At 70.7% G+C, this 23,514-nt stretch carries 21 protein-coding genes; 14 read left to right on the top strand and 7 right to left on the bottom strand.

The genetic code is table 11. The annotated features are described in order from the left end of the window. Window positions 1-92 precede the first annotated feature (92 nt). The 4 genes from ACQPYK_RS30435 to ACQPYK_RS30420 all read left to right on the top strand — a co-directional run bounded on the left by ACQPYK_RS30435 (window position 93) and on the right by ACQPYK_RS30420 (window position 3,484). Window positions 93-1,052: an FKBP-type peptidyl-prolyl cis-trans isomerase gene (locus ACQPYK_RS30435; RefSeq protein ID WP_433238243.1), complete on the top strand. Its 960-nt coding sequence runs from the start codon at window positions 93-95 to the stop codon at window positions 1,050-1,052. Window positions 1,053-1,259: 207 nt separating this feature from the next. Further along, window positions 1,260-2,165 carry an FKBP-type peptidyl-prolyl cis-trans isomerase gene (locus ACQPYK_RS30430; protein ID WP_433238240.1) on the top strand — a complete coding sequence of 302 codons (906 nt, stop codon included), beginning with the start codon at window positions 1,260-1,262 and terminating at the stop codon, window positions 2,163-2,165. Window positions 2,166-2,319: 154 nt separating this feature from the next. Further along, window positions 2,320-2,958, top strand: coding sequence for a helix-turn-helix transcriptional regulator (locus ACQPYK_RS30425; RefSeq protein WP_433238237.1), 639 nt, complete (start codon window positions 2,320-2,322; stop codon window positions 2,956-2,958). A gap of 43 nt (window positions 2,959-3,001) precedes the next feature. Next, a complete protein-coding gene (locus tag ACQPYK_RS30420) occupies window positions 3,002-3,484 on the top strand; it encodes a DUF3291 domain-containing protein (protein WP_433238235.1) in 483 nt (160 codons plus the stop codon). On the opposite strand, the gene ACQPYK_RS30415 is transcribed toward ACQPYK_RS30420, so the two are convergent. After that, entirely contained in the window at window positions 3,430-4,551 is a 1,122-nt protein-coding gene (locus tag ACQPYK_RS30415; RefSeq protein ID WP_433238232.1) for a DUF3866 family protein, read from the bottom strand. The two genes, ACQPYK_RS30420 and ACQPYK_RS30415, sit on opposite strands and share 55 nt — an antisense overlap. Window positions 4,552-4,608: 57 nt before the next feature. On the opposite strand from ACQPYK_RS30415, the gene ACQPYK_RS30410 reads away from it, so the two are divergent. The 8 genes from ACQPYK_RS30410 (at window position 4,609) to ACQPYK_RS30375 (ending at window position 12,289) form a co-directional block, all read left to right on the top strand. Beyond that, window positions 4,609-5,565 (top strand): helix-turn-helix transcriptional regulator, encoded by a 957-nt coding sequence (locus ACQPYK_RS30410; protein ID WP_433238229.1) that lies wholly within the window; start codon window positions 4,609-4,611, stop codon window positions 5,563-5,565. 112 nt (window positions 5,566-5,677) lie between these two features. Continuing rightward, a complete protein-coding gene (locus tag ACQPYK_RS30405; RefSeq protein ID WP_433238226.1) occupies window positions 5,678-6,634 on the top strand; it encodes a helix-turn-helix transcriptional regulator in 957 nt (318 codons plus the stop codon). Between the two features lie 24 nt (window positions 6,635-6,658). Then, complete coding sequence (locus ACQPYK_RS30400; protein WP_433238223.1) at window positions 6,659-6,847, top strand: hypothetical protein; 189 nt, start codon at window positions 6,659-6,661, stop codon at window positions 6,845-6,847. 66 nt (window positions 6,848-6,913) lie between these two features. Further along, the gene (gene tatA, locus ACQPYK_RS30395; RefSeq protein ID WP_433238220.1) at window positions 6,914-7,225 is read left to right on the top strand and encodes a Sec-independent protein translocase subunit TatA; all 312 of its coding nucleotides are present in this window, start codon (window positions 6,914-6,916) and stop codon (window positions 7,223-7,225) included. Window positions 7,226-7,355: 130 nt separating this feature from the next. Beyond that, window positions 7,356-8,174 (top strand): twin-arginine translocase subunit TatC, encoded by an 819-nt coding sequence (gene tatC / locus ACQPYK_RS30390; protein ID WP_433238217.1) that lies wholly within the window; start codon window positions 7,356-7,358, stop codon window positions 8,172-8,174. Window positions 8,175-8,191: 17 nt separating this feature from the next. Continuing rightward, complete coding sequence (locus ACQPYK_RS30385; RefSeq protein ID WP_433238214.1) at window positions 8,192-9,067, top strand: diacylglycerol kinase; 876 nt, start codon at window positions 8,192-8,194, stop codon at window positions 9,065-9,067. A 131-nt stretch (window positions 9,068-9,198) separates the two neighbouring features. After that, window positions 9,199-11,928 (top strand): DEAD/DEAH box helicase, encoded by a 2,730-nt coding sequence (locus tag ACQPYK_RS30380; RefSeq protein ID WP_433238211.1) that lies wholly within the window; start codon window positions 9,199-9,201, stop codon window positions 11,926-11,928. A gap of 193 nt (window positions 11,929-12,121) precedes the next feature. Next, on the top strand, window positions 12,122-12,289 hold the full coding sequence (locus tag ACQPYK_RS30375) for a hypothetical protein (protein ID WP_433238208.1): 168 nt from the start codon (window positions 12,122-12,124) through the stop codon (window positions 12,287-12,289). 125 nt (window positions 12,290-12,414) lie between these two features. Here the strand turns inward: ACQPYK_RS30375 and ACQPYK_RS30370 are convergent, their stop codons facing one another. The 5 genes from ACQPYK_RS30370 to ACQPYK_RS30350 all read right to left on the bottom strand — a co-directional run bounded on the left by ACQPYK_RS30370 (window position 12,415) and on the right by ACQPYK_RS30350 (window position 19,780). Beyond that, on the bottom strand, window positions 12,415-13,842 hold the full coding sequence (locus tag ACQPYK_RS30370) for an RNB domain-containing ribonuclease (RefSeq protein WP_433238205.1): 1,428 nt from the start codon (window positions 13,840-13,842) through the stop codon (window positions 12,415-12,417). A gap of 258 nt (window positions 13,843-14,100) precedes the next feature. Further along, entirely contained in the window at window positions 14,101-15,009 is a 909-nt protein-coding gene (locus ACQPYK_RS30365; protein ID WP_433238202.1) for a 5'-3' exonuclease, read from the bottom strand. Window positions 15,010-15,261: 252 nt separating this feature from the next. Beyond that, entirely contained in the window at window positions 15,262-16,746 is a 1,485-nt protein-coding gene (locus ACQPYK_RS30360; protein WP_433238199.1) for a hypothetical protein, read from the bottom strand. A gap of 584 nt (window positions 16,747-17,330) precedes the next feature. Beyond that, the gene (locus tag ACQPYK_RS30355; RefSeq protein ID WP_433238196.1) at window positions 17,331-18,356 is read right to left on the bottom strand and encodes a helix-turn-helix domain-containing protein; all 1,026 of its coding nucleotides are present in this window, start codon (window positions 18,354-18,356) and stop codon (window positions 17,331-17,333) included. Window positions 18,357-18,541: 185 nt separating this feature from the next. Beyond that, window positions 18,542-19,780 carry a PP2C family protein-serine/threonine phosphatase gene (locus tag ACQPYK_RS30350; protein ID WP_433238193.1) on the bottom strand — a complete coding sequence of 413 codons (1,239 nt, stop codon included), beginning with the start codon at window positions 19,778-19,780 and terminating at the stop codon, window positions 18,542-18,544. 230 nt (window positions 19,781-20,010) lie between these two features. Here ACQPYK_RS30350 and ACQPYK_RS30345 point away from each other — a divergent pair, with 230 nt between their 5' ends. Both ACQPYK_RS30345 and ACQPYK_RS30340 read left to right on the top strand, forming a co-directional pair. After that, window positions 20,011-21,120: a M24 family metallopeptidase gene (locus tag ACQPYK_RS30345; RefSeq protein WP_433258946.1), complete on the top strand. Its 1,110-nt coding sequence runs from the start codon at window positions 20,011-20,013 to the stop codon at window positions 21,118-21,120. Between the two features lie 78 nt (window positions 21,121-21,198). Continuing rightward, window positions 21,199-22,341 carry an acyl-CoA dehydrogenase family protein gene (locus ACQPYK_RS30340; RefSeq protein WP_433238190.1) on the top strand — a complete coding sequence of 381 codons (1,143 nt, stop codon included), beginning with the start codon at window positions 21,199-21,201 and terminating at the stop codon, window positions 22,339-22,341. Window positions 22,342-22,546: 205 nt separating this feature from the next. On the opposite strand, the gene ACQPYK_RS30335 is transcribed toward ACQPYK_RS30340, so the two are convergent. Further along, the gene (locus tag ACQPYK_RS30335; RefSeq protein ID WP_433238187.1) at window positions 22,547-23,425 is read right to left on the bottom strand and encodes a LysR family transcriptional regulator; all 879 of its coding nucleotides are present in this window, start codon (window positions 23,423-23,425) and stop codon (window positions 22,547-22,549) included. Window positions 23,426-23,514: the final 89 nt, after the last annotated feature.

Here is a 23,514-nt window from a genome sequence, read left to right as displayed (position 1 = left end):
CACGCTTCGGCAAGATCGCCGTCTGGCTTAGCTCGTCCGTATGCCAGGACGGGTAGTGTGGCGCGAACCTGACGTCTGCTCGAGGGATATCTATGCGCCGCCGCAGCCTGGCCGTCCTGGCCTCAGTGCCTTTGTTGTTCGCCGCAGCCTGCGGCTCTGGAGGAGGTGCCGACACCGCTTCCGGCACGGCCTCCAGCAGCCCCGCCGGCGCGGTTCCGGCGCTGAAGGTGACGGGCGCGACGAACGCCAAGCCCACCGTCGCCTTCCCCGCGAAGGTCGTCGAGACCTCCTCCTACCAGGTGCTCACGCCGGGCACCGTCGGCGCGGCCGTCAAGGACGGCGGCAATGTGGTGGCCAACTTCACCGTCTACGACTGGGACGGCAAGCAGAACAAACTGGCAGGCTCGACCTACGACGAGGGCGGCCCGCAGCTCATCACGATAAACGAGCAGGTCCCGGAGATCCTGCGCAAGGGCTTCGCCGAGACCAAGGGGGGCGGACGCTTCCTGTCGGTCGTCGGCAAGGACGCGCTGCCGGCCGAGCAGCAGGCCCAGGCCCCCGCCGGCCAGTCGAAGGTCTTCGTGGTCGACGTGGTCGGCGTGCCCGAGGGCAAGGCGGCCCACGGCAAGGCGACCGACCCGGGCATCAAGGGCATCAAGGTGGAAAACCCCGGCGGTGACGCCGCGCCCAAGCTGACCACCAAGACCAAGGAGAAGGCTCCCAAGGACCTGGTCGCCAAGACGGTGATCAAGGGGACGGGGCCGGAGGTCAAGTCCGGCCAGTCGATCCTGGTCCAGTACGCCGGCAAGATCTGGGGCTCGGATGTCGAGTTCGACAGCAGCTGGGCGCGCGGCGGCCAACCGATCATGTTCCAGATCGGCACCGGCAAGGTCATCAAGGGCTGGGACCAGGGCCTGGTCGGCGTCCCGGTCGGTAGCCGGGTGCTGCTGAGCATCCCGCCGAGCCTCGGTTACGGCGAGCAGGGCTCCGGCGACAAGATCAAGGGAACCGACACCCTGGTCTTCCTCGTGGACGTCGTCGCCGCCTACTGACAGGCGCCTACCGACAGACGGCCTACCAGGCGGCGCCCCCAGGCGTCCCCAGACGTCCTCCGGGCGGTGCTCGCCGGCGGACACCTCGGCCCGGCCGACTTCCCGCGAAGCCCGGTCATGCACCCGCATGGCCGGGCTTCGCGCTGCTACTGACAACTCTCCCAATAGGACGTTAGGGTTGGTCAACCCCTCGGCCTAGGGAGTCGCATGCGCATCCCGCCCCTGCTCGCCGCGCTCTCGCTCGTGCTGGCCACCGCCTGCACCTCCGCCGGCGGACAGGCCGGCTCGGACATCGAGGTGCTCGGCGATTTCGGCACGAAGCCGAAGGTGGTCTTCCCCGACGGCCGGCCCGCCGGCGACCTGCAGATCCGTGAGCAGATGACCGGCACCGGGAGCGTGATCAAGGGGGATGACGTGATCGTCGCCCACTACACCGCGCACGTGTGGGACGGTGCGGACAACCGGCTGCTGGCCTCCAGTTTCAACCAGGGCGCGCCCGCATCCTTCCCGCTGGGCCGGTCCATCTCCGGTGTGGGCAAGGCGCTGCGGGGGCACCGGGTCGGCAGCCGCGTCGTCGCCGCCATCCCGCCCGGAGAGGGCTACGGCCCCAACCCGCCCGGTGGGATGACCGCCGACGACGAGCTTTTCTACGTGGTCGACGTCCTCGGCGCCTTCCCGCCCGACGCCGCGGCCAAGGGGGCGGGCGGCTCCGGCACCCTCGCAGGGGTCACGGTGACCGGAGGCTCCGGTCAGCGCCCGGCCCTCACCCTGCCCCGTGTCCGGCCTCCCTCCCGGCTCCAGAGCAAGGTCCTCATCCAGGGAGCCGGGGCCAGGACCCAGGCCGGCCAGCTTCTCGTGACCCAGTACGAGGGCAGGATCTGGGGCAGCGGGGCCTCGTTCGACTCCACCTGGGCCGGCGGGCAGCCCAAGGCCTTCCGGATCGGCAACGGCAGCGTCATCCCCGGCTGGGACAAGGCCCTGGTCGGTGTCCCGGTCGGCAGCCGTGTCGTCATGATCGTCCCACCGTCGCTCGGTTACGAGAACGGTCTGCCGCCGCTGATCAAACCGGCCGACACCCTCGTCTTCGTCGTCGACGTCCTCGCCGCCTACTGAGCCGCCTCGGCGAGTGCCGGGGCCGGGGCCCGCCGGGCTCACGCGGCATCGTCCTGGAGCGGGACGAGCGGTGCCGGGGCGGGCGCAGTGGACGGGAGGGTCCGCAGGACACGTGGACGGGAGGGCCTGCGGGAAACGCCCTAGAATCCCGGCTGTGAGCAGCGATGACCTCGACACGGTGGCGGCCCTGCAGGATCCGGTACGGCGGGCCGTCTACGACTACGTCATCTCCCGGGGGAGCGAGGTGGGACGCAACGAGGCCGCCGAGGCGGTGGGGGTGCAGCGCACCCTGGCCGCCTTCCACCTGGACAAACTGGTCGAGGTCGGCCTGCTGGAATCGGGTTTCAAGCGGCTGACCGAAAGGACGGGACCGGGCAGCGGCCGTCCGTCGAAGGTCTACCGCCGGGCGCCGGGGGAATGGCAGGTCAACGTCCCGGCCAGGGACTACCGGACGGTGGCGCGGGTGCTGGCCGAGGCGGTGGATCTGCTCGGCGGGGACGAGCAGGCCGAGCAGGCCGCGCGTCGCGCCGGAGTCGGGCTCGCCGGACCGGGCGAGGATCTCGGCGAGGTGCTGCGCCGGCGCGGCTACGAGCCCTATGAGGAGGGCGGCCGCCTGCGGTTGCGCAACTGTCCTTTCCACCTGCTCGCCCAGGAACATCCACTGCTGGTCTGTTCGATGAACCTGGCGCTGTGTCAGGGGATGCTGGCCGGGCTCGGCGAGGAGGCCGTGACGGCTCGGCTGGACCCGCGGCCGGGGGAGTGCTGCGTCGCCTTCTTCAAGAAGGATATCTAAAAACAATGAATATTGACATAGAAGGCGACGGAATGGTCTGCTGATGGTCATGCACCTGGCCCAGCTGAACGTCGCCCACATGCGCGCGCCCAAGGACTCACCCGAACTCGCCGACTTCGTCGCGGCCCTCGACCCCATCAACCGACTGGCGGAGGCGGCACCCGGCTTCGTGTGGCGGCTCAAGGGCGGCGACGGCCCCGAGGACGTCGTCGAGCACGACTATGGCGACCACCTACTGATCAACTTCTCGGTGTGGGAGTCGCGCGACACGCTGTGGGACTTCACCTACCGCAGTGCGCACCTGGGCGTCCTGCAGCGGCGCAGGGAGTGGTTCCTGCGCGTGGCCGAGCCGTACAGCGTGATGTGGTGGATCCCGCAGGGACACGTTCCGACGCTGGAGGAGGCGATGGAGCGCCTGGAGCTGCTCAAGAGCGAAGGCCCGACCTCGCGGGCCTTCACCCTCAAGGACTTCTACGACAGCAGCGAGGCCGCATGGCGTCCGGCGGCGGCCGAGGCCAGGAAGTAGGCCAGGTCCTCGTCCAGACCCCGGCCCATCGTCGACAGCCGCACCGGGCAGCCTCGGAGCTCCTCGTGAAGGCCCTCCACCGGCACCCGGACCAGCTCGTGCCGTACGGCCAGCGGCTGTGACTGCTCGGCCACCCGCCTGCCGAAGTCGCCGGGCAGCTCCGGCACGACCACCTGGGCCGGGGCCAGCGCGACCCGGCCGTAGGCGGTCAGCGAGTGGTGGGACAGGCCGATGTGGCGCTCGCGCAGGTCGCCCTCGCTGATCCGCAGCGCCGCCACCGGACGCCCCCGCAGGACGGCGGCGGCGTTGACCGCCTCCCCGGCGGAGACGCCGGAGAAGCCCCAGCGGGTGCCGGTGCCGAGGTTGCCCGGTCCCTGCGTGACGATCGCCACGTCGGCGCCGAGGACGTGGCGGGCCGCCAGCAGGCCCGTGTGCGACGTCACGGCCTCCACATCGCCGCCGAAGGACTGGCCCACCGTGACCACCCCGTTCAGCCAGCCGGCCTCCCTGAGCCGGGCGCACGACATGGAGAACCAGGCGGGCAGCGCGCCGCCGTCGAGCATGACGTAGGCGACCCGGGGGATCGCCGGCTCGCCCCCCTCGCGGCCCGCCGGCGCCGCCCCGGCCGCCCGTCCCGGGGGGCGCGAGCCGTACAGGCCGCAGAGGATCGCCGGGAGCGCCGAGTGCAGGTCCGCGACGATCACCGGCATGCCGTCCAGGGAGTCGGCCTCGCGCAGCACCTCGTGGAAGGGGGAGTCCTGCTCGTCGGCACCGAGCACGGTGGTCTGCAACGGGGTGTAACGTGCCTTCACCAGGTGTCCGGGGCCTTGCGGATCTTCCGGTAAACGGTCGGGAAGCGCCACCACCATGGCGTAACCTCCCGTACCAAGACCCATCGCGAGCGCGGTCGTGTTGAGCAGCACCACGTCGCCGGGCTCCGGACGTCCCACCAGGGCGGGATAGGCCAGCGCACGCGCGCTGCCATCCTCGGTGGTGACGTCGAGTTCCACCGCCCCCGGCCACTCGCGCCGGATTCGCACGACCTCGCCCCTGCGCCATCTGATCACGCGGGGAAGAGTAGCGTCACCTGAACATAGCGTCATTCGAACAGGAAGGGAGGCCGGATGTCGCGCCGGAAGACCGAGCGGTTGCTGAACCTTGTGATCTGCCTGCTGGCCACGCGGCGACCGCTCAGCGCCGAGCACATCCGCCAGGCGGTGCCCGGCTACGACGCCGCCAACGACGAGGCCTTCCAGCGGATGTTCGAGCGCGACAAGAACGAGCTGCGCGAGATCGGCATCCCCATCGAGGTCCACAAGGATCCGTGGGAGGAGGATCCGGGCTACCGGATCGTCCCGCAGGCCTACGAACTGCCGGAGATCACCCTGGAGCCCGACGAGGCGGCCGTGGTGGGCCTGGCCGCCCGGGTGTGGCAGCGGGCCAGTCTGGCAGAGGCGGCCAGCGGAGCGCTGCTGAAGCTACGCGCCGGAGGAGTGGAGACCGACGAGGCGGGCGGGATGCTCGGCGGTGCGCTGGAGCTGCGGGTCGACACCCAGGACCCGGCCTTCCCCGCCCTCTGGGAGGCGGTGCGCGACCGGCGCGCGGTCCGCTTCGCCTACCGGGCCGCGGCCAGTGAGAGCGTGCTGACCCGTACGGTGGAGCCGTGGGGCGTGGTCAGCCGCCGCGGCCGCTGGTACGTGGTCGGCCACGACCGCGACCGTGACGCGTCCCGGGCCTTCCGGCTCAGCCGGATCAGCGGCGAGGTCGCCCCGGTGGGCCGTCCCGGGACGGTGGTGGTGCCCGAGGGCGTCGACATCAGGTCGATGGTCGGCTACCAGGATCAGACGGTCCAGGAGCGCACCGCGCTCATCCGGGTCCGCGCGGGCACCTGCCAGGGGCTGCGCCAGGTGGCGAAGGCCGTACGGCCCGGATCCGGCGGGTGGGACGAGCTGGACGTCGACTTCGCCGATCCCGAGCGGCTGGCCGGTTGGGTCGTCGGCTTCGCCGCCGACGCCGAGGTGGTCGGACCGCCGGACGCCCGCGACGCCGTGATCCGCCGCCTGAAGGGAGCCCTGACATGACGGGCGGTGTGGCGGCGGGAGGGGCGGCCGTGGACGCCCGGTGCTCCGGGCCGGGCGCGGGGACATGGCAAGTGAGCGAGCGGGGCGTCGCGGACGCGGAGTGGAGCGGAGCATGAGCACGGCCGACCGGTTGCCCAGGCTGCTGGCGCTGGTTCCCTACCTGATGTCGCACCCGGGGGCACAGGTCCCCGAGGTGGCGAAGATCTTCGGGCTGAGCGAGAAACAGCTCATCGACGACCTGCAACTGGTGTGGATGTGCGGGTTGCCCGGCCACACACCGGGCGACCTGATCGACGTGTCGTGGGACGGCGGCGAGATCCTCATCGACAACGCCGACACCATCGCCCGCCCGCTGCGATTGGGCGTGGATGAGGCCAGCGCACTGCTGGTGGCCCTGCGGATGCTCGCCGAGATGCCCGAGTTCGGCGAGCGCGACGCGCTGGCCCGGGTCATCGCCAAGTTCGAGCAGGCCTCCGTGGCGGGCGCGGGCGCGGTCAGCAGCCAGGTCGCGGTCGAGGTGGACGCCACGCCCGACGCGCTGCCCACCGTGAACGAGGCGCTGCGGCGCGGCAGGCGACTGTCGCTGCGCTACTACGTGCCGGGCCGCGACGAGATCACGCCGCGCGAGGTCGATCCGATGCGCCTGGTGGTGGTGGACGGCCGTTCCTACCTGTCGGGCTGGTGCTACCGGGCCGAGGCGGTGCGGCTGTTCCGGCTGGACCGGATGCTCACCGTCGACGTCCTCGACGTGCCCGCGGACCCGCCCGCCGGCGTGGTGCCCGACGAGGTCACCCCCGGAGTGTTCCGGCCCTCCCCGACCGACGAGCTGGTGGAGCTGGAGCTGACCCCGGCCGGCCGCTGGGTCGCCGAGTACTACCCGTGCGAGCAGGTGGAGGAGCTCGGCGGGGGGCGGCTGCGGGTGGCGCTGCGGGCACGCGACCAGGGCTGGCTGGTACGGCTGGCACTGCGCCTGGGCGACAGCGGGCGGGTGCTCTCGCCGGACTCGCTGGCCGCGAGAGTGCGGGAGGCCGCGTCGTCGGCGCTGAATCGTTACGAGTCGATCTCCTGACATCCGGGGCTAGGATCTCACGGCATGAGCTGGATCTTCGCCGCGGTCGCGCTGGCCTTCACCGGAGTGGTCGTCCTCGGATTTCTAGGGGTTCGCGTGCTGCTGGCGATCCGGGAGCTGGGCAGGGAAGTGGACCGGACCCGCGAGCGGCTGGAGCCCGCGCAGCTGCTGCTCATCGAGAAGGTGCGGACAATACGGGTCCCGAAGGGATGAGTCTGTCCCCGGCAGAGCGTACGATCGGGACCAGAGATTGCATGTCGCTCGGCTTAAGGATGTGTCATGACCCCGGGACCCACTGAGCTGATCATCATCGGGTTGATCCTGGTGCTGCTGTTCGGCGCCAAGAAGCTGCCGGAAGCCGCCCGCGGCCTCGGCCGTTCCCTGCGCATTTTCAAGTCGGAGACCTCCAAGCTCCGTGACGACGACGATGCCGATGTCGCGACCGCCACGGTCGTCCAGGCTCAGCCCGCGGCCCCGGCTCCGCAGCCGATCCCGCCGGCCCCCGCACTGAGTGTCGAGGAGCAGGCGCGTCAGCTCGAGGAGCAGGCCGCCAAGCTGCGCGCCCAGGCCGGTGCGCCGAAGCCGCAGTAGGCTTCCGGCTGTTGCCTGATCACATCACTCCTCGGACCGGGATTCGCGAATGGCGCTGTTGAAATGGCCCAAGCCTGGCCGTAACGGGTCGGTACCGCCCGAGGATTCGACCGAGGGGCGCATGCCGCTCATGGCTCACCTCCGTGAGCTGCGCAACCGGCTGATCGTCGCCCTGCTGGCCGTGATCGTCGGTATCATCGTCGGTTTGGTGTTCTTCCAGCCGATCTGGGTCTTCATCACCAAGCCCTACTGCGAACTGCCCGTCTCGCAGGTCCTGCGCAAGGGCGAGTGCACCTTCGCCATCCGAGGAGTCTTCGAGGCCTTCTTCGTCAACCTGAAGGTCGCGGCGATGTTCGCGGTCGTGGTCGCCTCTCCGGTGTGGCTGTATCAGATCTGGGCCTTCGTGACGCCGGGTCTCTACCGCAACGAGAAGCGCTACTCGATCTCGTTCCTCGCCCTGGCGATCCCGCTGTTCCTGGCGGGCGCGGCGCTGGCCTACTTCATCATGGACACCGGCCTGGCGATCCTGCTGGGCTTCGCGCCGGACAACGCGGTCCCGCTGCTGGAGATGGACGAATACCTGACGTACGCGATGGTCATGCTCGTCATCTTCGGCGTCTCCTTCGAGCTGCCGCTGCTGATGGTGTTCCTCAACATCATCGGTGTCCTGCCGCACGCCACGGTGGCCAAGCACCGTCGCATGGTCATCTTCATCATGTTCGTCTTCGCCGCGGTCGCCACTCCCAGTACGGATCCGTTCTCGATGATCGCGCTGGCCGTGCCGATGGTCGTGCTGTTCGCCCTGGCCGAGGGATTCATGTACCTGCGGGAGAGGCGGAGGCCGAAGGGCGATGACTTCTCCCACCTGTCGGACGACGAGGCCTCACCTCTTGAGGACGATCTTTCACCTCTCGATTTGAACACGACGGATACCGATCCGGCCAAGTAGGCGATAAGTTCCGGTCTGTGCCCGGAGAGATCGCTGTTCTCGCCAATCCCGCCGCCCGCGGCGGCCGCTCGCGCGGCCTGCTCGAACCCGTGCTCAACAGGCTCCGGCGGGACGGTGCCGAGGTCTCGGTGATCGTCGGAGAGTCCGCGGACGACGCGCTGGAGCGTGCCTGCACGGCCGTCGCCGAGGGGCCCGACGCGCTGGTCGCCTTCGGCGGGGACGGCCTGGTCCACCTGGCGGTCCAGGCGGTCGCCGGGACCGACGTGCCGCTGGGCATCATCCCCGCCGGGACCGGCAACGACATCGCGGGCGCGCTCGGACTGCCGAAGAAGGACACCCTCGCCGCCGCCGACATCGTGCTCAAAGGCGCCTCCCGGGTGATCGACGCCGCGAGGATCGGCGAGGACGAGTGGTTCGCCGGGGTGGTCTGCTGCGGGTTCGACTCCCGCGTCAACGAGCGGGCCAACCGGATGACCTGGCCGCCCGGCATGGCCAAGTATCTGGTCGCGCTGGCCGAGGAGCTGCGCTCCTTCCGGCCGATCCCGTTCCGGCTGGATCTCGACGGAGAGGTGATCGAGCGCGAGGCCATGCTGGTCGCGGTCGGCAACACCAGCTCCTACGGTGCCGGCATGCGGGTCTGCCCGGACGCCGTTCCCGACGATGGCCTGCTGGACGTGACGATCCTCGGGGCGGTGCCCAAGGGCGAGTTCCTGCGCACCTTTCCCCGCGTCTACAAGGGCTCCCACGCCGCTCACCCGGCCGTCACCATGCGCCGCGCCCGCCGGGTCACGCTGGAGGCTCCGGACGTGATCGCCTACGCCGATGGCGAGCGGGTCGGCCCCATCCCGCTCACCTGCGAGATCGTCCCCGGCTCGCTGCACGTGCTCGTCTAGTCCCCGTCCCGGGGCCGTGCCCCGCGCGCGGGAGCGGGTTGCGACACGCCGGAGCGTGGTCTCGGCGATCACCTCATGCGCCGGGCGAGCGACGGACGGACCGGAATCTCGATATCGGTAGGGTGGAGGGTATGACGACCCCAGCGGAACGTTACGCTGCTTTCCGTCAGAGCCAGGCCGATAGCGGGCCGGCGCTGACCTCGTTCCGCGGTCTGTACGACTTCGAGCTGGACGACTTCCAGCTGGACGCCTGCCGGGCGCTGGAGGCGGGCGACGGAGTCCTCGTGGCCGCCCCGACCGGTTCCGGCAAGACCGTCGTGGGGGAGTTCGCGGTCCACCTCGCCCTGGAGCAGGACCGCAAGTGCTTCTACACCACCCCCATCAAGGCGCTGTCCAACCAGAAGTACAACGACCTGGTCAAACGGTACGGTGCAGCCAAGGTGGGCCTGCTCACCGGCGACAACAGCGTCAACGGCGACGCCCCGATCGTCGTCATGACGACCGAGGTGCTGCGCAACATGCTCTACGCCGGGTCGGGCACCCTGACGGGGCTCGGCTTCGTCGTCATGGACGAGGTGCACTACCTGGCCGACCGGTTCCGCGGCGCGGTCTGGGAAGAGGTGATCATCCACCTGCCCGAGTCGGTGCGGCTGGTCGCCCTGTCTGCCACGGTCAGTAACGCCGAGGAGTTCGGCGAGTGGATGGGAGAGGTCCGCGGTGACACCAGCGTCATCGTCGACGAACACCGCCCGGTCCCGCTCTGGCAGCACATGCTCGTCGGCAACCGCCTGTACGACCTGTTCATGGAGGACGAGGAGGGCCGCCGGCCGCAGGTCCACCCCAACCTGCTGCGGATCTCCAGGGACGAGGAGCGCCAGTCGTACGGCAGGGGCCGCCGCGGCTACTCCCGCCCGCGCAGGGCCGCCCCGCCCGACCGGGCCATGGCCATCGAGCGCCTCGACGCCGGCGGTCTGCTGCCGGCGATCACCTTCATCTTCTCCAGGGCCGGTTGCGACGCCGCCGTCATGCAGTGCCTGCACGCCGGCATCCGGCTGACCACCGACGCCGAACGCCATCTCATCCGGCAGATCGTCGACGAGCGCACCGCGCACCTGCCGGATGAGGACCTGGGCGTGCTCGGCTACCTCGAATGGCGCGACGGCCTCGAGCGCGGCCTGGCCGCCCACCACGCGGGCATGCTCCCGGCCTTCAAGGAGGTCGTCGAGGAGCTGTTCACCCGCAACCTGGTCAAGGCCGTGTTCGCCACGGAGACCCTCGCGCTGGGCATCAACATGCCCGCCCGCTCCGTGGTGATCGAGAAGCTCGACAAGTGGAACGGCGAGACCCACGCCGACCTCACACCCGGCGAATACACCCAGCTCACCGGGCGCGCCGGGCGGCGGGGCATCGACGTGGAGGGCCACGCGGTGGTCCAGTGGCAGCCGGGCATGGATCCGTTGCAGGTCGCCGGGCTGGCCAGCACCCGCACCTACCCGCTGCGCTCCAGCTTCCGGCCCTCCTACAACATGGCGGTCAACCTGGTCGGCCAGGTGGGCCGGGAACGCGCCAGGACGCTCCTGGAGTCCTCCTTCGCGCAGTTCCAGGCGGACAGGGCCGTGGTCGGCATCGCCAAGCAGGTGCGCCGCGCAGAGGAGGCCCTGGAGGGCTACCGCGAGGCGATGACCTGCCACCTGGGCGACTTCGAGGAGTACGCCGCGATGCGCAGGGCGCTGTCGGACCGGGAGGCCGAGCTGTCCCGCCAGCGTGGCGCGGCCCGCAGGGCGCAGGCGCTGCGCTCGCTGGAGGCGCTCAAGCCCGGTGACATCATCCGCGTCCCCGGAGGCCGCCGCGCCGGGCTGGCGGTCGTCCTCGATCCCGGGCTCAACTCCCGGGGCGAGGGGCCGTCCCCGCTGGTGCTGACCATCGGCAAGCAGGTCAAGAAGCTGTCGCCGGCCGACTTCCCGGTCCCGGTGGAGCCGGTCGAGCGTCTGCGCATCCCGAAGAACTTCAACGCCCGCTCGCCCAAGGAGCGAGCCAACCTGGTCGCCTCCGTGCACGCCAAGGTCGGCGACCGCGACTTCGGCAAACCCGTCAGGGCACGCGACCACGCGGCGGAGGACGAGGAGATCAACCGCCTGCGGCGGGAGATCCGCCAGCATCCCTGCCACGGCTGTGACGATCGCGAGAACCACGCCCGCTGGGCCGAGCGCTACTACAAGCTGTTGCGCGAGACCGAGGGGTTGCGCCGCCGGGTCGAGGGCCGCTCCCATGTCATCGCCCGCACCTTCGACAAGGTCTGCGGCGTTCTCGACCAGCTCGGCTACCTGGAGGGTGAGAGCGTCACCGGCGAGGGCCGCCGCCTGGCCCAGCTCTACACCGAGCTGGACCTGCTCACCGCCGAGTGTCTGCGCGCCGGGCTATGGGACGACCTGGACCCCGCCGAGCTGGCGGCCGTCGTGTCCTCGCTGATCTTCGAGTCCAGGCAGGCCGACGACGCCCGCCAGCCGAGGATCCCCGCGGGCGGAGTGCAGAAGGCGCTGGGGGACATGGTCCGCCTCTGGGGCGAGCTGGAGTCGATCGAGAGTGACCATGGCCTGTCCTTCATCAGGGAGCCCGACTTCGGATTCGCCTGGGCGGCCTTCCGCTGGGCCAAGGGCCACACTCTGGACGCCGTGCTGATGGACGGGGTCAACGGCTCCGAGCTGGCCGCCGGCGACTTCGTCCGCTGGATCAAGCAGCTGCTCGACCTGCTCGGCCAGATCTCCGACGCCGCCCCGAGAAACGGCAAGGTCAAGCAGAACGCGGGCAAGGCGATGGAGGCGCTCCGGCGAGGCGTGGTGGCCTACTCCTCTCTCGGCTGAGGTTCCGCGTCCCGGCTCTCCCGGATCCGGAGCCGGCAGGCGTCCCATCTGCCGGCCCCGAAGCCAACTGACCGCCCGGTCAATACCTCGTGACGGTTGGTGCGCGCAACGTAACCTTCAGGGCTGTTTCCGGGCTGGTCACGATGGAAATCCCCTAGGCGAATCATTTGGAACCCTGCCCTGGGAGGTAGGAATGCTCGCCCTCGCCGCAGCACTGCTGTTCCTGCTCGCACTGATCTTCCAGCTCGCCGGCGTGGCCGTCGGCAGCGTCGTGACCGTCACCACGCTCGTCCTCGCGGGGCTGCTCGCCGCGGCGCTGCACCTGGCGGGTGTCGGCACGGGCTGGAGCCTGAAGAAGTAGACCGCCTTCCTCCATGGTTCCCCATGGCTGAGGCCGCGCCCGAGCCCCCCGGGCGCGGCCTCTGGCGTTTCGGGACCGCGGGCCGAGAGGCCCGGCAGCCGAAGCAGCCGAAACGGCTTAAGCGGTCAGGCCAGGCTGAAACGGACCTCCCGGGTGGCCGGGTCGGCGCGCGTCAGCCGTACCCGGACCGATTCGCCCAACGCGAGCCCCTCGCCGTCACAGCGGGCCACCACCGCGGGATCGGTGACCTGCACCTGGCCCGACGAGTGGTTGTCGTCCACGTCGATCACCACCGCGTCGAACGTCTGGCCCACCCGCTCGCGCAGCACGAACGCCTCCACCAGATCGACGCACGCCCGCTCGACCGCGCCCGAGCGCCGCCCGGTGGTGTGCATGATGCCGGGCAACTCGCCCATGACCTTCTGGATCTCCTCGGGCACCGGCTCGCCCGCCGCGATCGACAGGCAGATCTCGATGGCGTAGCGGTCGATGAGGCGGCGCAGCGGAGCGGTGACGTGTGCGTACGGCGCGGCCACCGCCGCGTGATCCGCCTGGACGGGCGGCTCGCCGTTGAAGGCCACATAGCCGGCCCCGCGCAGCAGCACCGTGGACTCCTCCAGGAACGCGGCCTGCTCGGGGATCTTGGGATCGAGCCCGTGCACGACGTCGCCGTAGGCGGCGCCCTCCGGCCACGGCACGCCGAGGGCGGCGGCCACCCTGCGGACCTGGGCGACCTTCTCGGCCGGGGCGGGCGGCAGCACCCGCAGCAGGCCGATCTCGGCATCGAGCATCATCGAGGCGGCAGCCATGCCGGTGAGCAGCGAGATCTGCGCGTTCCAGGCCTCGGCCTCCAGCGGAGCGCGCAGTTCCACCCGGTAGCCGTCCCCGTCGGGAACGACCTCCTGCTCGGGGGTGGGCAGGGTGACCCCGCCCCGGGCCCGTTCCAGCGCGAGCCGGAGCCGGCCGATCTCGGCCAGCAGCCGCAACGTGCCATCGGCGGTTCCGGTGTCCACCGCCGCCTGCACGTAGTCGTAGTCGAGCCGTTCCCGGCTGCGCACCAGCGCCCGGGTCACGTCGGCGCCCACGATGCCGCCGTCGGCGTCGAGATCGACACACCACAGCGCGGCCGGTCTCGTCACTCCGGGCAGCAGGCTGGCGGCGCCTTCCGACAGGATCGGAGGGTGCAGTGGCACCCGCAGGTCGGGCATGTAGACGGTCTCACCACGGCTGCGTGCTTCGGCGTCGATCGCCCCGCCGGGCCGCACGAACGCCCCGACGTCGGCGATGGCATACCAGACGCGATAACCGCCGGGCCGCTCCTCCAGATGCATGGCCTGATCCAGATCCATGGACCCGGGCGGGTCGACGGTGATCAACGGGAGGTCGGTCCGATCCAGCGCGGGCAGCGCGGGCACCTCGGCGACCCACTCGGCCTCATCGGCCACGGCCCGGGGGAACTCCTCCGGCAGCTTCAGCTCCCGACGGATCCGCTCGAAACCATCGTCGAGCCGGGGATGGGACTCTCCGGGCACCCGGATGCTCTTGTGAGGCACGGGGATCAACCTACCGTTCCCGGTCATGCCGGCCCCACCTGATGCCCGGGAGGCGTGCGAGGGCGAGCAGGCGAATCACCATTGGGCAGAGCGCCGGGTCGATGGCCGTGCTCGAGCGCGATCGATCCGTCCATGCCGCCTCCTCCGTACGCGAGTGCCGGATTACTACGCCTTCCCCCGATACGGCGGATGACTCGCGCGACCGGATCGCGTGATACGGCCGAACGGCTCGCGGCGGCACTCGCGACGGGGCGGGGATCAGCCCGACGTCTGCGAGAACGCCTCCGCCAGGCGTCCCAGGGGACCGCCCAGACCGTAGCGCTCGGCCAGGGCCGCCAGCGCCTGCGGATCGCGCGCCCGCGCGGGAAGGGCGAGCTCCAGCTCCGGGATCGGCACGTCTCGGGCGACCTGGACCACCGTGGGGGCGACCCGGAGATAGTCGCGCGCCGCGCCCAGCTTGGCGCGCTGGCCCGCGGTCAGGTCACCGCCCTCGTCCACGGCCTTGAGCAGGGCCTCCAGCGAACCGAACCGGGTGATCAGCGTGGCCGCGGTCTTGTCGCCGACCCCGGGCACGCCCGGCAGGCCGTCGCTGGGGTCACCGCGCAGGGTGGCGAAATCGGCGTAGGAGCGGCCGGGAACACCGTACTTGGCGGCGACGGCGGCCTCGTCGACGAGTTCGAGGTTCTTCACTCCCCGGGCGGTGTAGAGGACGCGGATGGGCTGGGCGTCGTCCACCAGCTGGAACATGTCCCGGTCGCCTGTGACGATGTCCACCTGCCCCTTGGCGCGGACGGCGAGCGTGCCCATCACGTCGTCGGCCTCGTAGCCGGGCACGCCGATGCGGGCGATGCCCGCCGCGTCGAGCACCTGCTCGATCACCGGCACCTGCGGGGCGAGCGTGTCGGGAACCTCCTCGACGTCACCCGAGGCGACCCGGTGCGCCTTGTAGGTCGGGATCGCCGCCACGCGGAAGGCCGGACGCCAGTCGGCGTCCATGCAGGCGGCCAGCTCGCCGGGGGAGTGCTGCCGGACCAGCATGGCGATCATGTCGATGAGACCGCGGATCGCGTTGACCGGCATCCCGTCGGGAGCGGTCATCGACTCCGGCACCCCGTAGAAGGCGCGGAAGTAGAGGGAGGGGGTGTCGAGAAGCATCAGGCCGGGCATGGCGACCATTTAACCAAGCGCCGTTCGGCCGTGCGCGCCGATCGACCACGCGCGCCGGGCCGTACGAGAACCCGCCGGATGCCCCCCTGGCGCCGCACCCGCCGCCCGTGCGGCCGAACGGCCGGCCGGATACGGGGATGCCGGCCGCCTCCTGCCGCCGGACGGCGGGCGCGGCGCCGGCCGGATCCGCGTTCGGCGGCCACCGGCAGGTCACCGGTGGCCGCCGAACGACGTCAGCTGTCGAGGGTCTTCTTATCGCTGATCGGTCTTGGAACCGGTGAGCCCGTAGGCGCGGGTGACCGTCTCGGTCACCGAGTTGCCGGACTTGTCGGTTCCAGACACTCGCAGCGACACGAACCCGTTGTCGACACCCGGCTGGATGGTCGCCTCCCAGTCGTCGTTGCCGTGCCGCACCGGCACATCGTGCCAGGTCGTGCCGTCGTCGGTGGAGTAGGACGCCGTCACCGAGGTGAACGGAACATCCTTGGCGCCCTGCTGGTGACCCGGCAGCAGCCGCACCACCTGCCGTTGGGACCGCAACGCGTAGTTGTCCGGCCCGAGTGGCAGGTCGATGCCGATCTGCGGCAGCGGCAGCGCCGACTCCTCGTCCGTGTGAGCCGAGTGGAAGGTCCACTCGGTCTTCGAGTGGGTCGAGGTCTTCGACAGGCCCGCGGCGTCCCGGTCGACCTCGGCCACCAGCCGGTAGACATGGTCGGCCGAGTCCACCCCGGCGTTGCCGTCCGTCCCGATCTGCTCACCGTCCAGGTAGAGCGCCACGTTCAGGTGGTCCTCCCAGTCCGAGAACACGAAGCTGTCCAGCTTCGGCCCGCACAGGTTCGTCAGCGACATGGTGATCTGGTCCCCGGTGCGTCCGGCGGTGTACGTCGTCAAACCGGGGGCGAGCGGCGGCTCCAACGGCGCGGCGCACGGCAGCAGCGGAGCCTTGAACGGCGCCTCGGTCAACCGCTGTCCCGCCTTGAGCACGCCCTCGTTCTGGTAGAAGGTCTCCCGGGCGAGGTTGGGGGCTGTCGCCGGCGCCCTGAACTGCCAGCGCGCTCCGTTGTCCTGGAGGAACTCGGTGCGTGAGGCCGGGTATCCGATGAGCGTGCAGGAAGGGAAGTAACCACCGTAGGCGTACGGGTAGCCCGGTTCGATGAAGTGCGCGTACCGGCAGGCGTAGCCGTCGGCGGCCGGCCCCTGGTGGTAGTCCGCCTGCACCGTCGCGAACTGCTGCTGCCGGACCACCTGCTGCTGCGCCGGTATCGACTTCCGCGGGCCGTTCGTCGTGTAGTACGCGTACGGGCTGCTCACCGTACCGGTCGCGCGGATGCGCACGGGGTGGGTGGCGATCTCCTTGGCCAGCGCCTCACCGGCCGATTCGTCGATGACCGCGACCGGCAGCGCGTCGGCGTTCCAGAGCCCCTCTCCCCAGCTCCAGTACCTCTGGGTCGACTGGATCACCAGCGCCAGTGCCGCGCCGGCCTTCTTCAAGACGGTCATCCGCTCGGTCACGGACGAGCCGGGCGGGGGATTCTCTCCGTCGGAGAAGATCGTCGGGTGCAGCAGCACGATCGCGCCGCGCAGGTCCTTGCCGGCCAGGTCGGCAGCGTCGGCGTGGCCCACGTCGATCAGCGCACCCCGGTAGTCGCCCTGGTAGTGAGTGTTGGTCGCCTGCGACAACGGCAACGGGGTGTCCGGCCGGTCCGCTCGGGTGATCTTGAGCGGTGGCGCGGCCATCGCGGCCCGGGCCGTGTAGACGAACGTGCCCTGCTCGGCCTCCCCGCTGGGGATGGCGTACAGCGTCGGGTAACTGTCGCCGTCGACCCCCCAGCCCGCCGTCGATTCCGGTGTCCAGGACGGCCACCTTCACCCCGGCGCCGTCGTAGCCGTCGGCGACCAGCCTGGTCAGGTTGAACAGCTCCGGGTCCACCTTGTGCGAAGCCAGTAGTGGCAGCGCCGTGCTGGGCAGTGCGAACAGGCCCCTCTTGTTGCTGACGATGCTGACCGAGACGGTGCCGGGCATCTTGCTCAGCACCTGTGCGGTCGGTTCGCCGTCCGCGTCCTTGCCGACCGCGAGCCGGTCGCCGGTGATGAGGGTGACGGTGTGCCGGTCCTTGACTATGCCGTCGCCGGGGCTGACGGCCGCGACCGGGGGCTGTGGGGAGGTGGTTGTCAAAGCCGACGCGGGCTGGCCGGTCATCGCGAGCGGCGCGACCAGTGCGAGCGCCAGAAGAGGGAGGAGCGGTGAACGCATCAGTCGTCTCCGAAATTCAATAAGGGCACGACCGGAAGTATTCGCTGGCAGGAGGTCGCCGAGAAGGTCAAGTCCCTGTCGCCTCTGCGCCATGACGCAGATCGGAAGGGAGGCCGCCGACCTGCCGAGGGTCGTCCAGCCATCCGTTCTTCGCGGCGTACCAGCCGAGCTGGATGCGGTTCTGCGCGCCCGCGGCGGCCATCATGTCGCTCACCCGCCGCTGCACGGTGCGGGCGCTGACCCCCAATTGGTGGGCGATGGTGCGGTCGGTCGCGCCGACCACCAGCAGCGCCAGGATCGGCAGGTTGCCGTCGATCGGAGAGTCGGAGTCGAAGGCGCTCTCGTCGACGCGTAGCGGTGTGCTCGCCGCCCAGTAGTGCTCGAACAGCGCCAGGAGCGCGTCGAGCAACCCGCTGGGGTGCACGACGACCGCGCTCGGCACGCTGGTCGGGCCGACCCTGGCCAGGGGGAGCAGGGCGGTGCGCCGGTCGGTGATCATCAGCTTCATCGGCAGCTCGGGATGCACCCGGACCTCCTCGTGCGGGGCGTTCGCGCTGCGAATCCTGCTGAGCAACTTCGGGTGCTCCAGCACATCCACGTCGTACAGCACCCGATAGGTCACCTCGGGGCTGGTCAGATCGTCGGACTCGTCCACGCTCTGCGCCACGTACGGCGGCTTCACGAAACCGCAGAATTCGGTGCGTGCTCCGTGCTGGAGCTGCCGCACCCGGCCGGCCAGCTCCTCCTGGCCCGTGACGATCTCGATCCACTCGCCGGTCGCCCGTGCCTGTCGGCCGTCCCGATACGCCCTGACCAGGTCGTCGAGCTCCGTCCGGGCCGCGTTCAGCTCGGTCTGCCGGCGCAGCAACAGGCCTTCGGCCACGGTGTCCGGCGGCGCCGCGACGAACCGGGCCGGCCTGGTGGCCGTCCTGGTGACCAGGCCGCGTTGTTCCAGGTCGTGCAGGGCGGCGGCGACCGTCCTGGGCGGGAGGTTCAGGTGTTCGGTGAGTTCCGTGAGGGTTCCCGCCGCGGTGACGACCAGCCGCCGGTAGACGACGCCGGCCGATTCGGAGATACCAAGCGCGTGCAGCACCGCGACGCCCTCCCATCGGGACTGTGAGCGGGCCGGCCGGTGGAGCGGGGCTTACGTGCCGGGACCCCGGGGGCGGAAGGCATAGACGTCGTGGTGTCTGCGCGAACAGCCGGAGGGTGAACATCGCTTTGACAGGCGACGACGTCATCGGGGGGCGGCCGGGTCCGAACCGCGCCCCCGTCGGCTCAGCGAGCCTGCACGCCTCCGCCGCGCACGCTGATCGCCAGCACGCAGGTGTCGTCTTCGGGATTGGGGCCGCCGACCCGCTCGATCAGCCGGTCCAGCCCTGCCTCCAGGTCGCCTCCCGTGAGGTCGGCCGCCGCCTCCAGGACCAGCGCGAGACCCTCGTCGATGTCGCGGGAGCGCCGCTCGACCAGCCCGTCGGTGAACAGCAGCAGCAGGTCGCCCCCGCGCAGCCGCACACCGGCCGGTTCGTACGGCACGGTGAGCGTGGCGCCGAGCAGCACCCCGGCGGGCGGGTCGAGCTGGGCGGCCGCCCCGTCGCGGATCAGGATCGGCGCGGGATGGCCGGCCTGGCTCCAGGTGAACACGCGGGTGGCCGGGTCGAGGTGGCCGACCACCGCGGTCGCGGTGGTCTCCGCCAGCCGATGCATCACCAGGTCGTTGAGCCAGGTCAGCAGCCTTTGGGGCGGCTCACCGGTCATCGCCAGGCCGACCAGCGCGTGCCGGAGCCGGGCCATCTGGGCGATGGCGGGCAGGCCGTGCCCGGACACGTCGCCGATGGTCAGCAGCATCCGGCCATCGGGAAGCGGGGCGGCGTCGTACCAGTCGCCGCCGAGACCCGCCTTCCTGCCCGCCGGAAGGTATCGGACGGCGATCCGCGCGCCGGGCAGGTCGGCGGTGATTCCGAGATCGGGGATGATCGCGTCCCGCAGGGCCACGCTGAGGTGCCGTTCCTCGGCCGCCTGCTCACGGACCTCCAGGAGCTGGCGCCGGGACTCCGACATGATCCGCTCGGCCCGGCGCCGGCCGGTGATGTCCTGGATCACTCCGTGCACGGCGCTGCGCCCGCCGGTCGCCACGGGATCGAGGACCGCTCGCAGGTTGCGGACCTCTCCCTGGCGGCGGATGCGGAACTCGGCCTGCCCGGGCTCGGCGTCGTGCAGGACGGTCCGTAGCAGCCGGTCCAGGTCCGCCCGGTCCGTCGTCTCGACGTGGCAGGCCAGATCCCGCAGGTGGATCGGCCCTTCGCCGGGGTCGCGACCGAAGATCGCATAGGTGTGGTCGGACCAGAAGGACTCCCCGGTCTGGAGATTCCACTCGGCCCAGCCCAGGTTGCCCAGCCGCTCGGCGTGTGCCAGCCGAACGGTGAGGAGTTGTTGTTCCACGGCCATGTGCTCGTCCAGCTCTCCGCGCAACCGCTGCACCATCTCTGCCGCGGTCAGCGGGGCGGAACCGGTCACGAGGTCGTTTCGTGGGTGGAGGGGTGGCTGGTGGCCGCCCACTACGCCGACCATGTAGCTCGCTCTCGGAATGTGGGGCCTTACGGACATTCTGTCGACAAAATGTAATCGTCCTTCGACGGAGTGTAGTGACGTTGTCGCCGCTCCGGCTGCTTTTCCCGAACTTTCCCTCGACGTTCGGGGCCGGATGTGACGTTGGTACGCCCAGGATTAGATTGGTCGGTGTGACAATGGAGTCCTCTGATCTGTATCCCGTCGCCCGCCTCGCCGCCGCCCGGGAGGCGACCGCCGCGGCCGGCCTCGACGCGTTGCTGCTCACGCCGAGCCCCGATCTCCGCTACGTGACCGGCTATGAGGCGCTGCCACTGGAGCGGCTCACCTGCCTGGTGCTGCCGGCCAGGGGCGAGGCCTTCCTGATGGTGCCCCGCCTGGAGTTGCCGGCCGCCGAGCACTCGCCGGCGTCGAGGCTCGGCATCGAGTTCGTGCCCTGGGACGAGACCGACGACCCCTACGCGGTCGTCGGTGCGCGCCTGGGCCGGGTCGCCAGGGTCGGGCTGGCCGACCGGATGTGGGCGATGCAGTCGCTGCGCTTCCGCGACGCGATCCCCGGCGCGGAGCAGGTGCTCGCCGGGACCGTCCTGCGCGGGCTGCGCATGCGCAAGAGCCCCGCCGAGGTGGCCGCGCTGCGTGAGGCGGGCGCCGCCATCGACGCCGTCCACGCTCAGGTGCCCGGTTTCCTGCGGGCCGGCCGGACGGAGCGCGAGGTCGGCAAGGACATCGCCGAGGCGATCATCGCGGCCGGACACGCGACCGTCGACTTCGTCATCGTCGGCTCCGGGCCCAACGGCGCCAGCCCGCACCACGAGCTGTCCGACCGGGTCATCCGGGCGGGCGAGCCGGTCGTGGTCGACATCGGCGGCCAGATGCCCAGCGGCTACTGTTCCGACTCCACCCGGGTCTACTCGGTGGGGGAGCCCCCGGCCGACTTCGTGAAGTACTACGAGGTGCTCCAGCGCGCCCAGGAAGCCGCCTGCGCGGCCGTACGGCCCGGCGTGTCGTGCGAGTCGATCGACGCCGCCGCGCGCGAGGTGATCGCCGCCGAGGGCTACGGCGAGCACTTCATCCACCGCACCGGTCACGGCATCGGCCTGGAGACCCACGAGGAGCCCTACATCGTCGCGGGCAACACCGAGCCGCTGGCACCGGGCTTCGCCTTCTCCGTCGAGCCGGGCATCTATCTCCGCGGAGCCCACGGCGCGCGCATCGAGGACATCCTCGTCTGCACCGAGGAAGGCGGCGAACGGGTCAACCACCGACCTCGCGAACTCGTCATCGTGTAGCAAGTGCCACAATCGGGGTGGCCGGTGATCCCGGTCACCCCTTTTGTCGCCCACGCCCACGACCTGGAGTGTTCGAAGATGACCGTTGAGCGCGTGCTGCCGACCGCCGAGGCCGGCGACCTGCTGGAGCTGGTCCGCGACCTGATCGCCAAGGAGGTGGCACCCCGGGCGTCGGCCGACGAGGCCGCCGGGCGTTTCCCCCGCGAGGTGTTCACCACGCTGGGACGGGCCGGCCTGCTCGGGCTGCCCTACCCCGAGGAGCACGGCGGCGCGGCGCAGCCGTACGAGGTCTATCTCCAGGTGATCGAGGAGCTGGCGGCCGGTTGGCTGGCCGTCGGGCTGGGCCTGTCGGTGCACACCCTGTCGTGCTTCCCGGTCGCCGCCTACGGCACCCCCGAGCAGCGCGCCGAGCTGCTGCCGGACATGCTCGGCGGCGAGTGGCTGGGCGCCTACTGCCTGTCGGAGCCCCAGTCCGGGTCCGACGCCGCCGCACTGGCCACCCGGGCCGTGCCCGGCACCGACGGCTACACCGTGGACGGGGTCAAGGCCTGGATCACCCACGGCGGGGTCGCCGATTTCTACACCCTGATGGCCCGCACCTCCGATGACGGCGGTCGCGGCGTCTCCTGCTTCCACGTTCCCGCCGGGACCGAGGGACTGTCGTTCGGCCGGCCCGAGCGGAAGATGGGGATGAAGTCCTCACCGACCGCCCAGGTCCGCTTCGACTCGGTACGGCTCGCCCCCGAGGCGCTGCTGGGCGCGGAGGGCGAGGGCTTCCGCATCGCCATGGCCGCCCTGGACGGCGGCAGGCTGGGCATCGCCGCCTGCGCCGTCGGCGTCGCCCAGGCCGCCTTCGACGTCGCCGCCGCCTACGCCAAGGAGCGCCGCCAGTTCGGCTCGCGCATCGTCGACTTCCAGGGGATCGGCTTCATGCTCGCCGACATGGCCACCCAGATCGCCGCCGCCCGCGCCCTCTACCTGGAGGCCGCTCGCCTGCGCGACGCCGGTCGGCCGTACGGCACGCAGGCCGCGATGGCCAAGCTGTTCGCCACCGACGTGTGCATGAAGGTCACCACCGACGCCGTCCAGGTCCTCGGCGGCTACGGCTACGTCGAGGACTTCCCGGTCGAGCGTTTCATGCGGGAGGCCAAGGTCCTGCAGATCGTCGAGGGCACCAACCAGGTCCAGCGGATGGTGATCGGCCGCGCCGTCGCACGGTAGTCCGGCTCGCACCGGCCCGGCCCCGCCGTCCGGCGGAGCCGGGCGAAGCCCTTTGGACGAATGAGTCCAAAGGGTGTGGTCGCGGTCGGTGACCGTAGGCGATGTCGAGTAGCGGCAGCGTGGTGGCCCCGGCGGGGAGACCCGCACCCCCGTGAGAGATGTCCACCGCCGGTGCTCCGCCCCTCTGCGCGATGGCGGTCGCCCGTCAGAGCAGTTCGATCAGGGCTCGGATCGCGGGGAGGCGGGTGGTGGCCTGACGGGTGAGGACGTGAGTGTGGCGGGTGAGGTGCGCGGTGGTGATCGGCAGGAGGCGCACGCCGGGCGGGAGACCCCAGACGGCGGCGAGTTCGGGGACCAGGGCCGCGCCCAGGCCGTGGCGGACCATGCGGAGGATGAGGGCGTAGTCGTCGGCGGTGTGGGTGATGTTCGGCAGGAAGCCCGCCGTTGCACAGGCCCGTTGGATGAGCTCATGGTCGGCGGTGCCGCGAGAGCCGGCGATCCATTGCTCACGTTCGAGGAGCCGGAGGTCGACGTTTTCCCCGGTGTCTCGGTGGCCTTCGGGCAGGGCGACGAGCACGGGCTCGGTACCGAGCGGCTCAAGGACGAGTCCGGGCGCCGTTCGCTGGGGGGTCACGTTGTACGAGTAGGTGATCGCCATGTCGCAGCGTCCTTCGCGAACGGCCGCGACGGCTTCGCCCGGTTCCAGTTCGTGGACGATGAGGTGTAGCTCGGGGTAGAGCGGGCGAGCCAGGGCGATGGCCGGCAGCAACCGCTGCGCGGCGGCCGTGGCGAAGCATGCCACTCGAAGCGGCCCACGGGGTGTCCCGGCGGCGCGTAGATCAGCCTGCGCGGCCTCCAGCGCGTCCAGTACGGCTTGGGCGTGACCCACGAGTCGATGGCCCTCGGCGGTGAGCCGCACACGGCGCCCGGCTCGTTCGAACAGCCGGACCTTCGCCTCCCGTTCCAGTGTGGCGAGCTGCTGAGAGACCCCCGAGGAGGTCAGCCCGCAGGCGGCGGCGACTGCGGTCATCGTGCCACGGTGGGCGAGCTCGCAGAGCAGGCGAAGCCGGACCGGATCCAACACGAAGAAATCCTTAACAGTATTCGAAGAAATTCGAAGTAGACCTTGGTGATTGGAACATACAAGACTGGGGCCGCACGACAGAAGGAGGA

The sequence above is a fragment of the Streptosporangium sp. CA-135522 genome, assembly GCF_050949235.1.
Taxonomy (GTDB): domain Bacteria; phylum Actinomycetota; class Actinomycetes; order Streptosporangiales; family Streptosporangiaceae; genus Streptosporangium.
This window is presented reverse-complemented; position numbering and strand designations above follow the sequence as displayed.

Coding starts and splice junctions, on each gene's coding strand:
- ACQPYK_RS30400 (WP_433238223.1), top strand. CDS start 6,659: ATGAGCTGGATCTTCGCCGCGGTCGCGCTGGCCTTCACCGGAGTGGTC.
- tatC (WP_433238217.1), top strand. CDS start 7,356: ATGGCTCACCTCCGTGAGCTGCGCAACCGGCTGATCGTCGCCCTGCTG.
- ACQPYK_RS30405 (WP_433238226.1), top strand. CDS start 5,678: ATGAGCACGGCCGACCGGTTGCCCAGGCTGCTGGCGCTGGTTCCCTAC.
- ACQPYK_RS30420 (WP_433238235.1), top strand. CDS start 3,002: ATGGTCATGCACCTGGCCCAGCTGAACGTCGCCCACATGCGCGCGCCC.
- ACQPYK_RS30375 (WP_433238208.1), top strand. CDS start 12,122: ATGCTCGCCCTCGCCGCAGCACTGCTGTTCCTGCTCGCACTGATCTTC.
- ACQPYK_RS30360 (WP_433238199.1), bottom strand. CDS start 16,746: ATGGCCGCGCCACCGCTCAAGATCACCCGAGCGGACCGGCCGGACACC.
- ACQPYK_RS30410 (WP_433238229.1), top strand. CDS start 4,609: ATGTCGCGCCGGAAGACCGAGCGGTTGCTGAACCTTGTGATCTGCCTG.
- tatA (WP_433238220.1), top strand. CDS start 6,914: ATGACCCCGGGACCCACTGAGCTGATCATCATCGGGTTGATCCTGGTG.
- ACQPYK_RS30435 (WP_433238243.1), top strand. CDS start 93: ATGCGCCGCCGCAGCCTGGCCGTCCTGGCCTCAGTGCCTTTGTTGTTC.
- ACQPYK_RS30345 (WP_433258946.1), top strand. CDS start 20,011: ATGGAGTCCTCTGATCTGTATCCCGTCGCCCGCCTCGCCGCCGCCCGG.
- ACQPYK_RS30340 (WP_433238190.1), top strand. CDS start 21,199: ATGACCGTTGAGCGCGTGCTGCCGACCGCCGAGGCCGGCGACCTGCTG.
- ACQPYK_RS30365 (WP_433238202.1), bottom strand. CDS start 15,009: ATGCCCGGCCTGATGCTTCTCGACACCCCCTCCCTCTACTTCCGCGCC.
- ACQPYK_RS30430 (WP_433238240.1), top strand. CDS start 1,260: ATGCGCATCCCGCCCCTGCTCGCCGCGCTCTCGCTCGTGCTGGCCACC.
- ACQPYK_RS30380 (WP_433238211.1), top strand. CDS start 9,199: ATGACGACCCCAGCGGAACGTTACGCTGCTTTCCGTCAGAGCCAGGCC.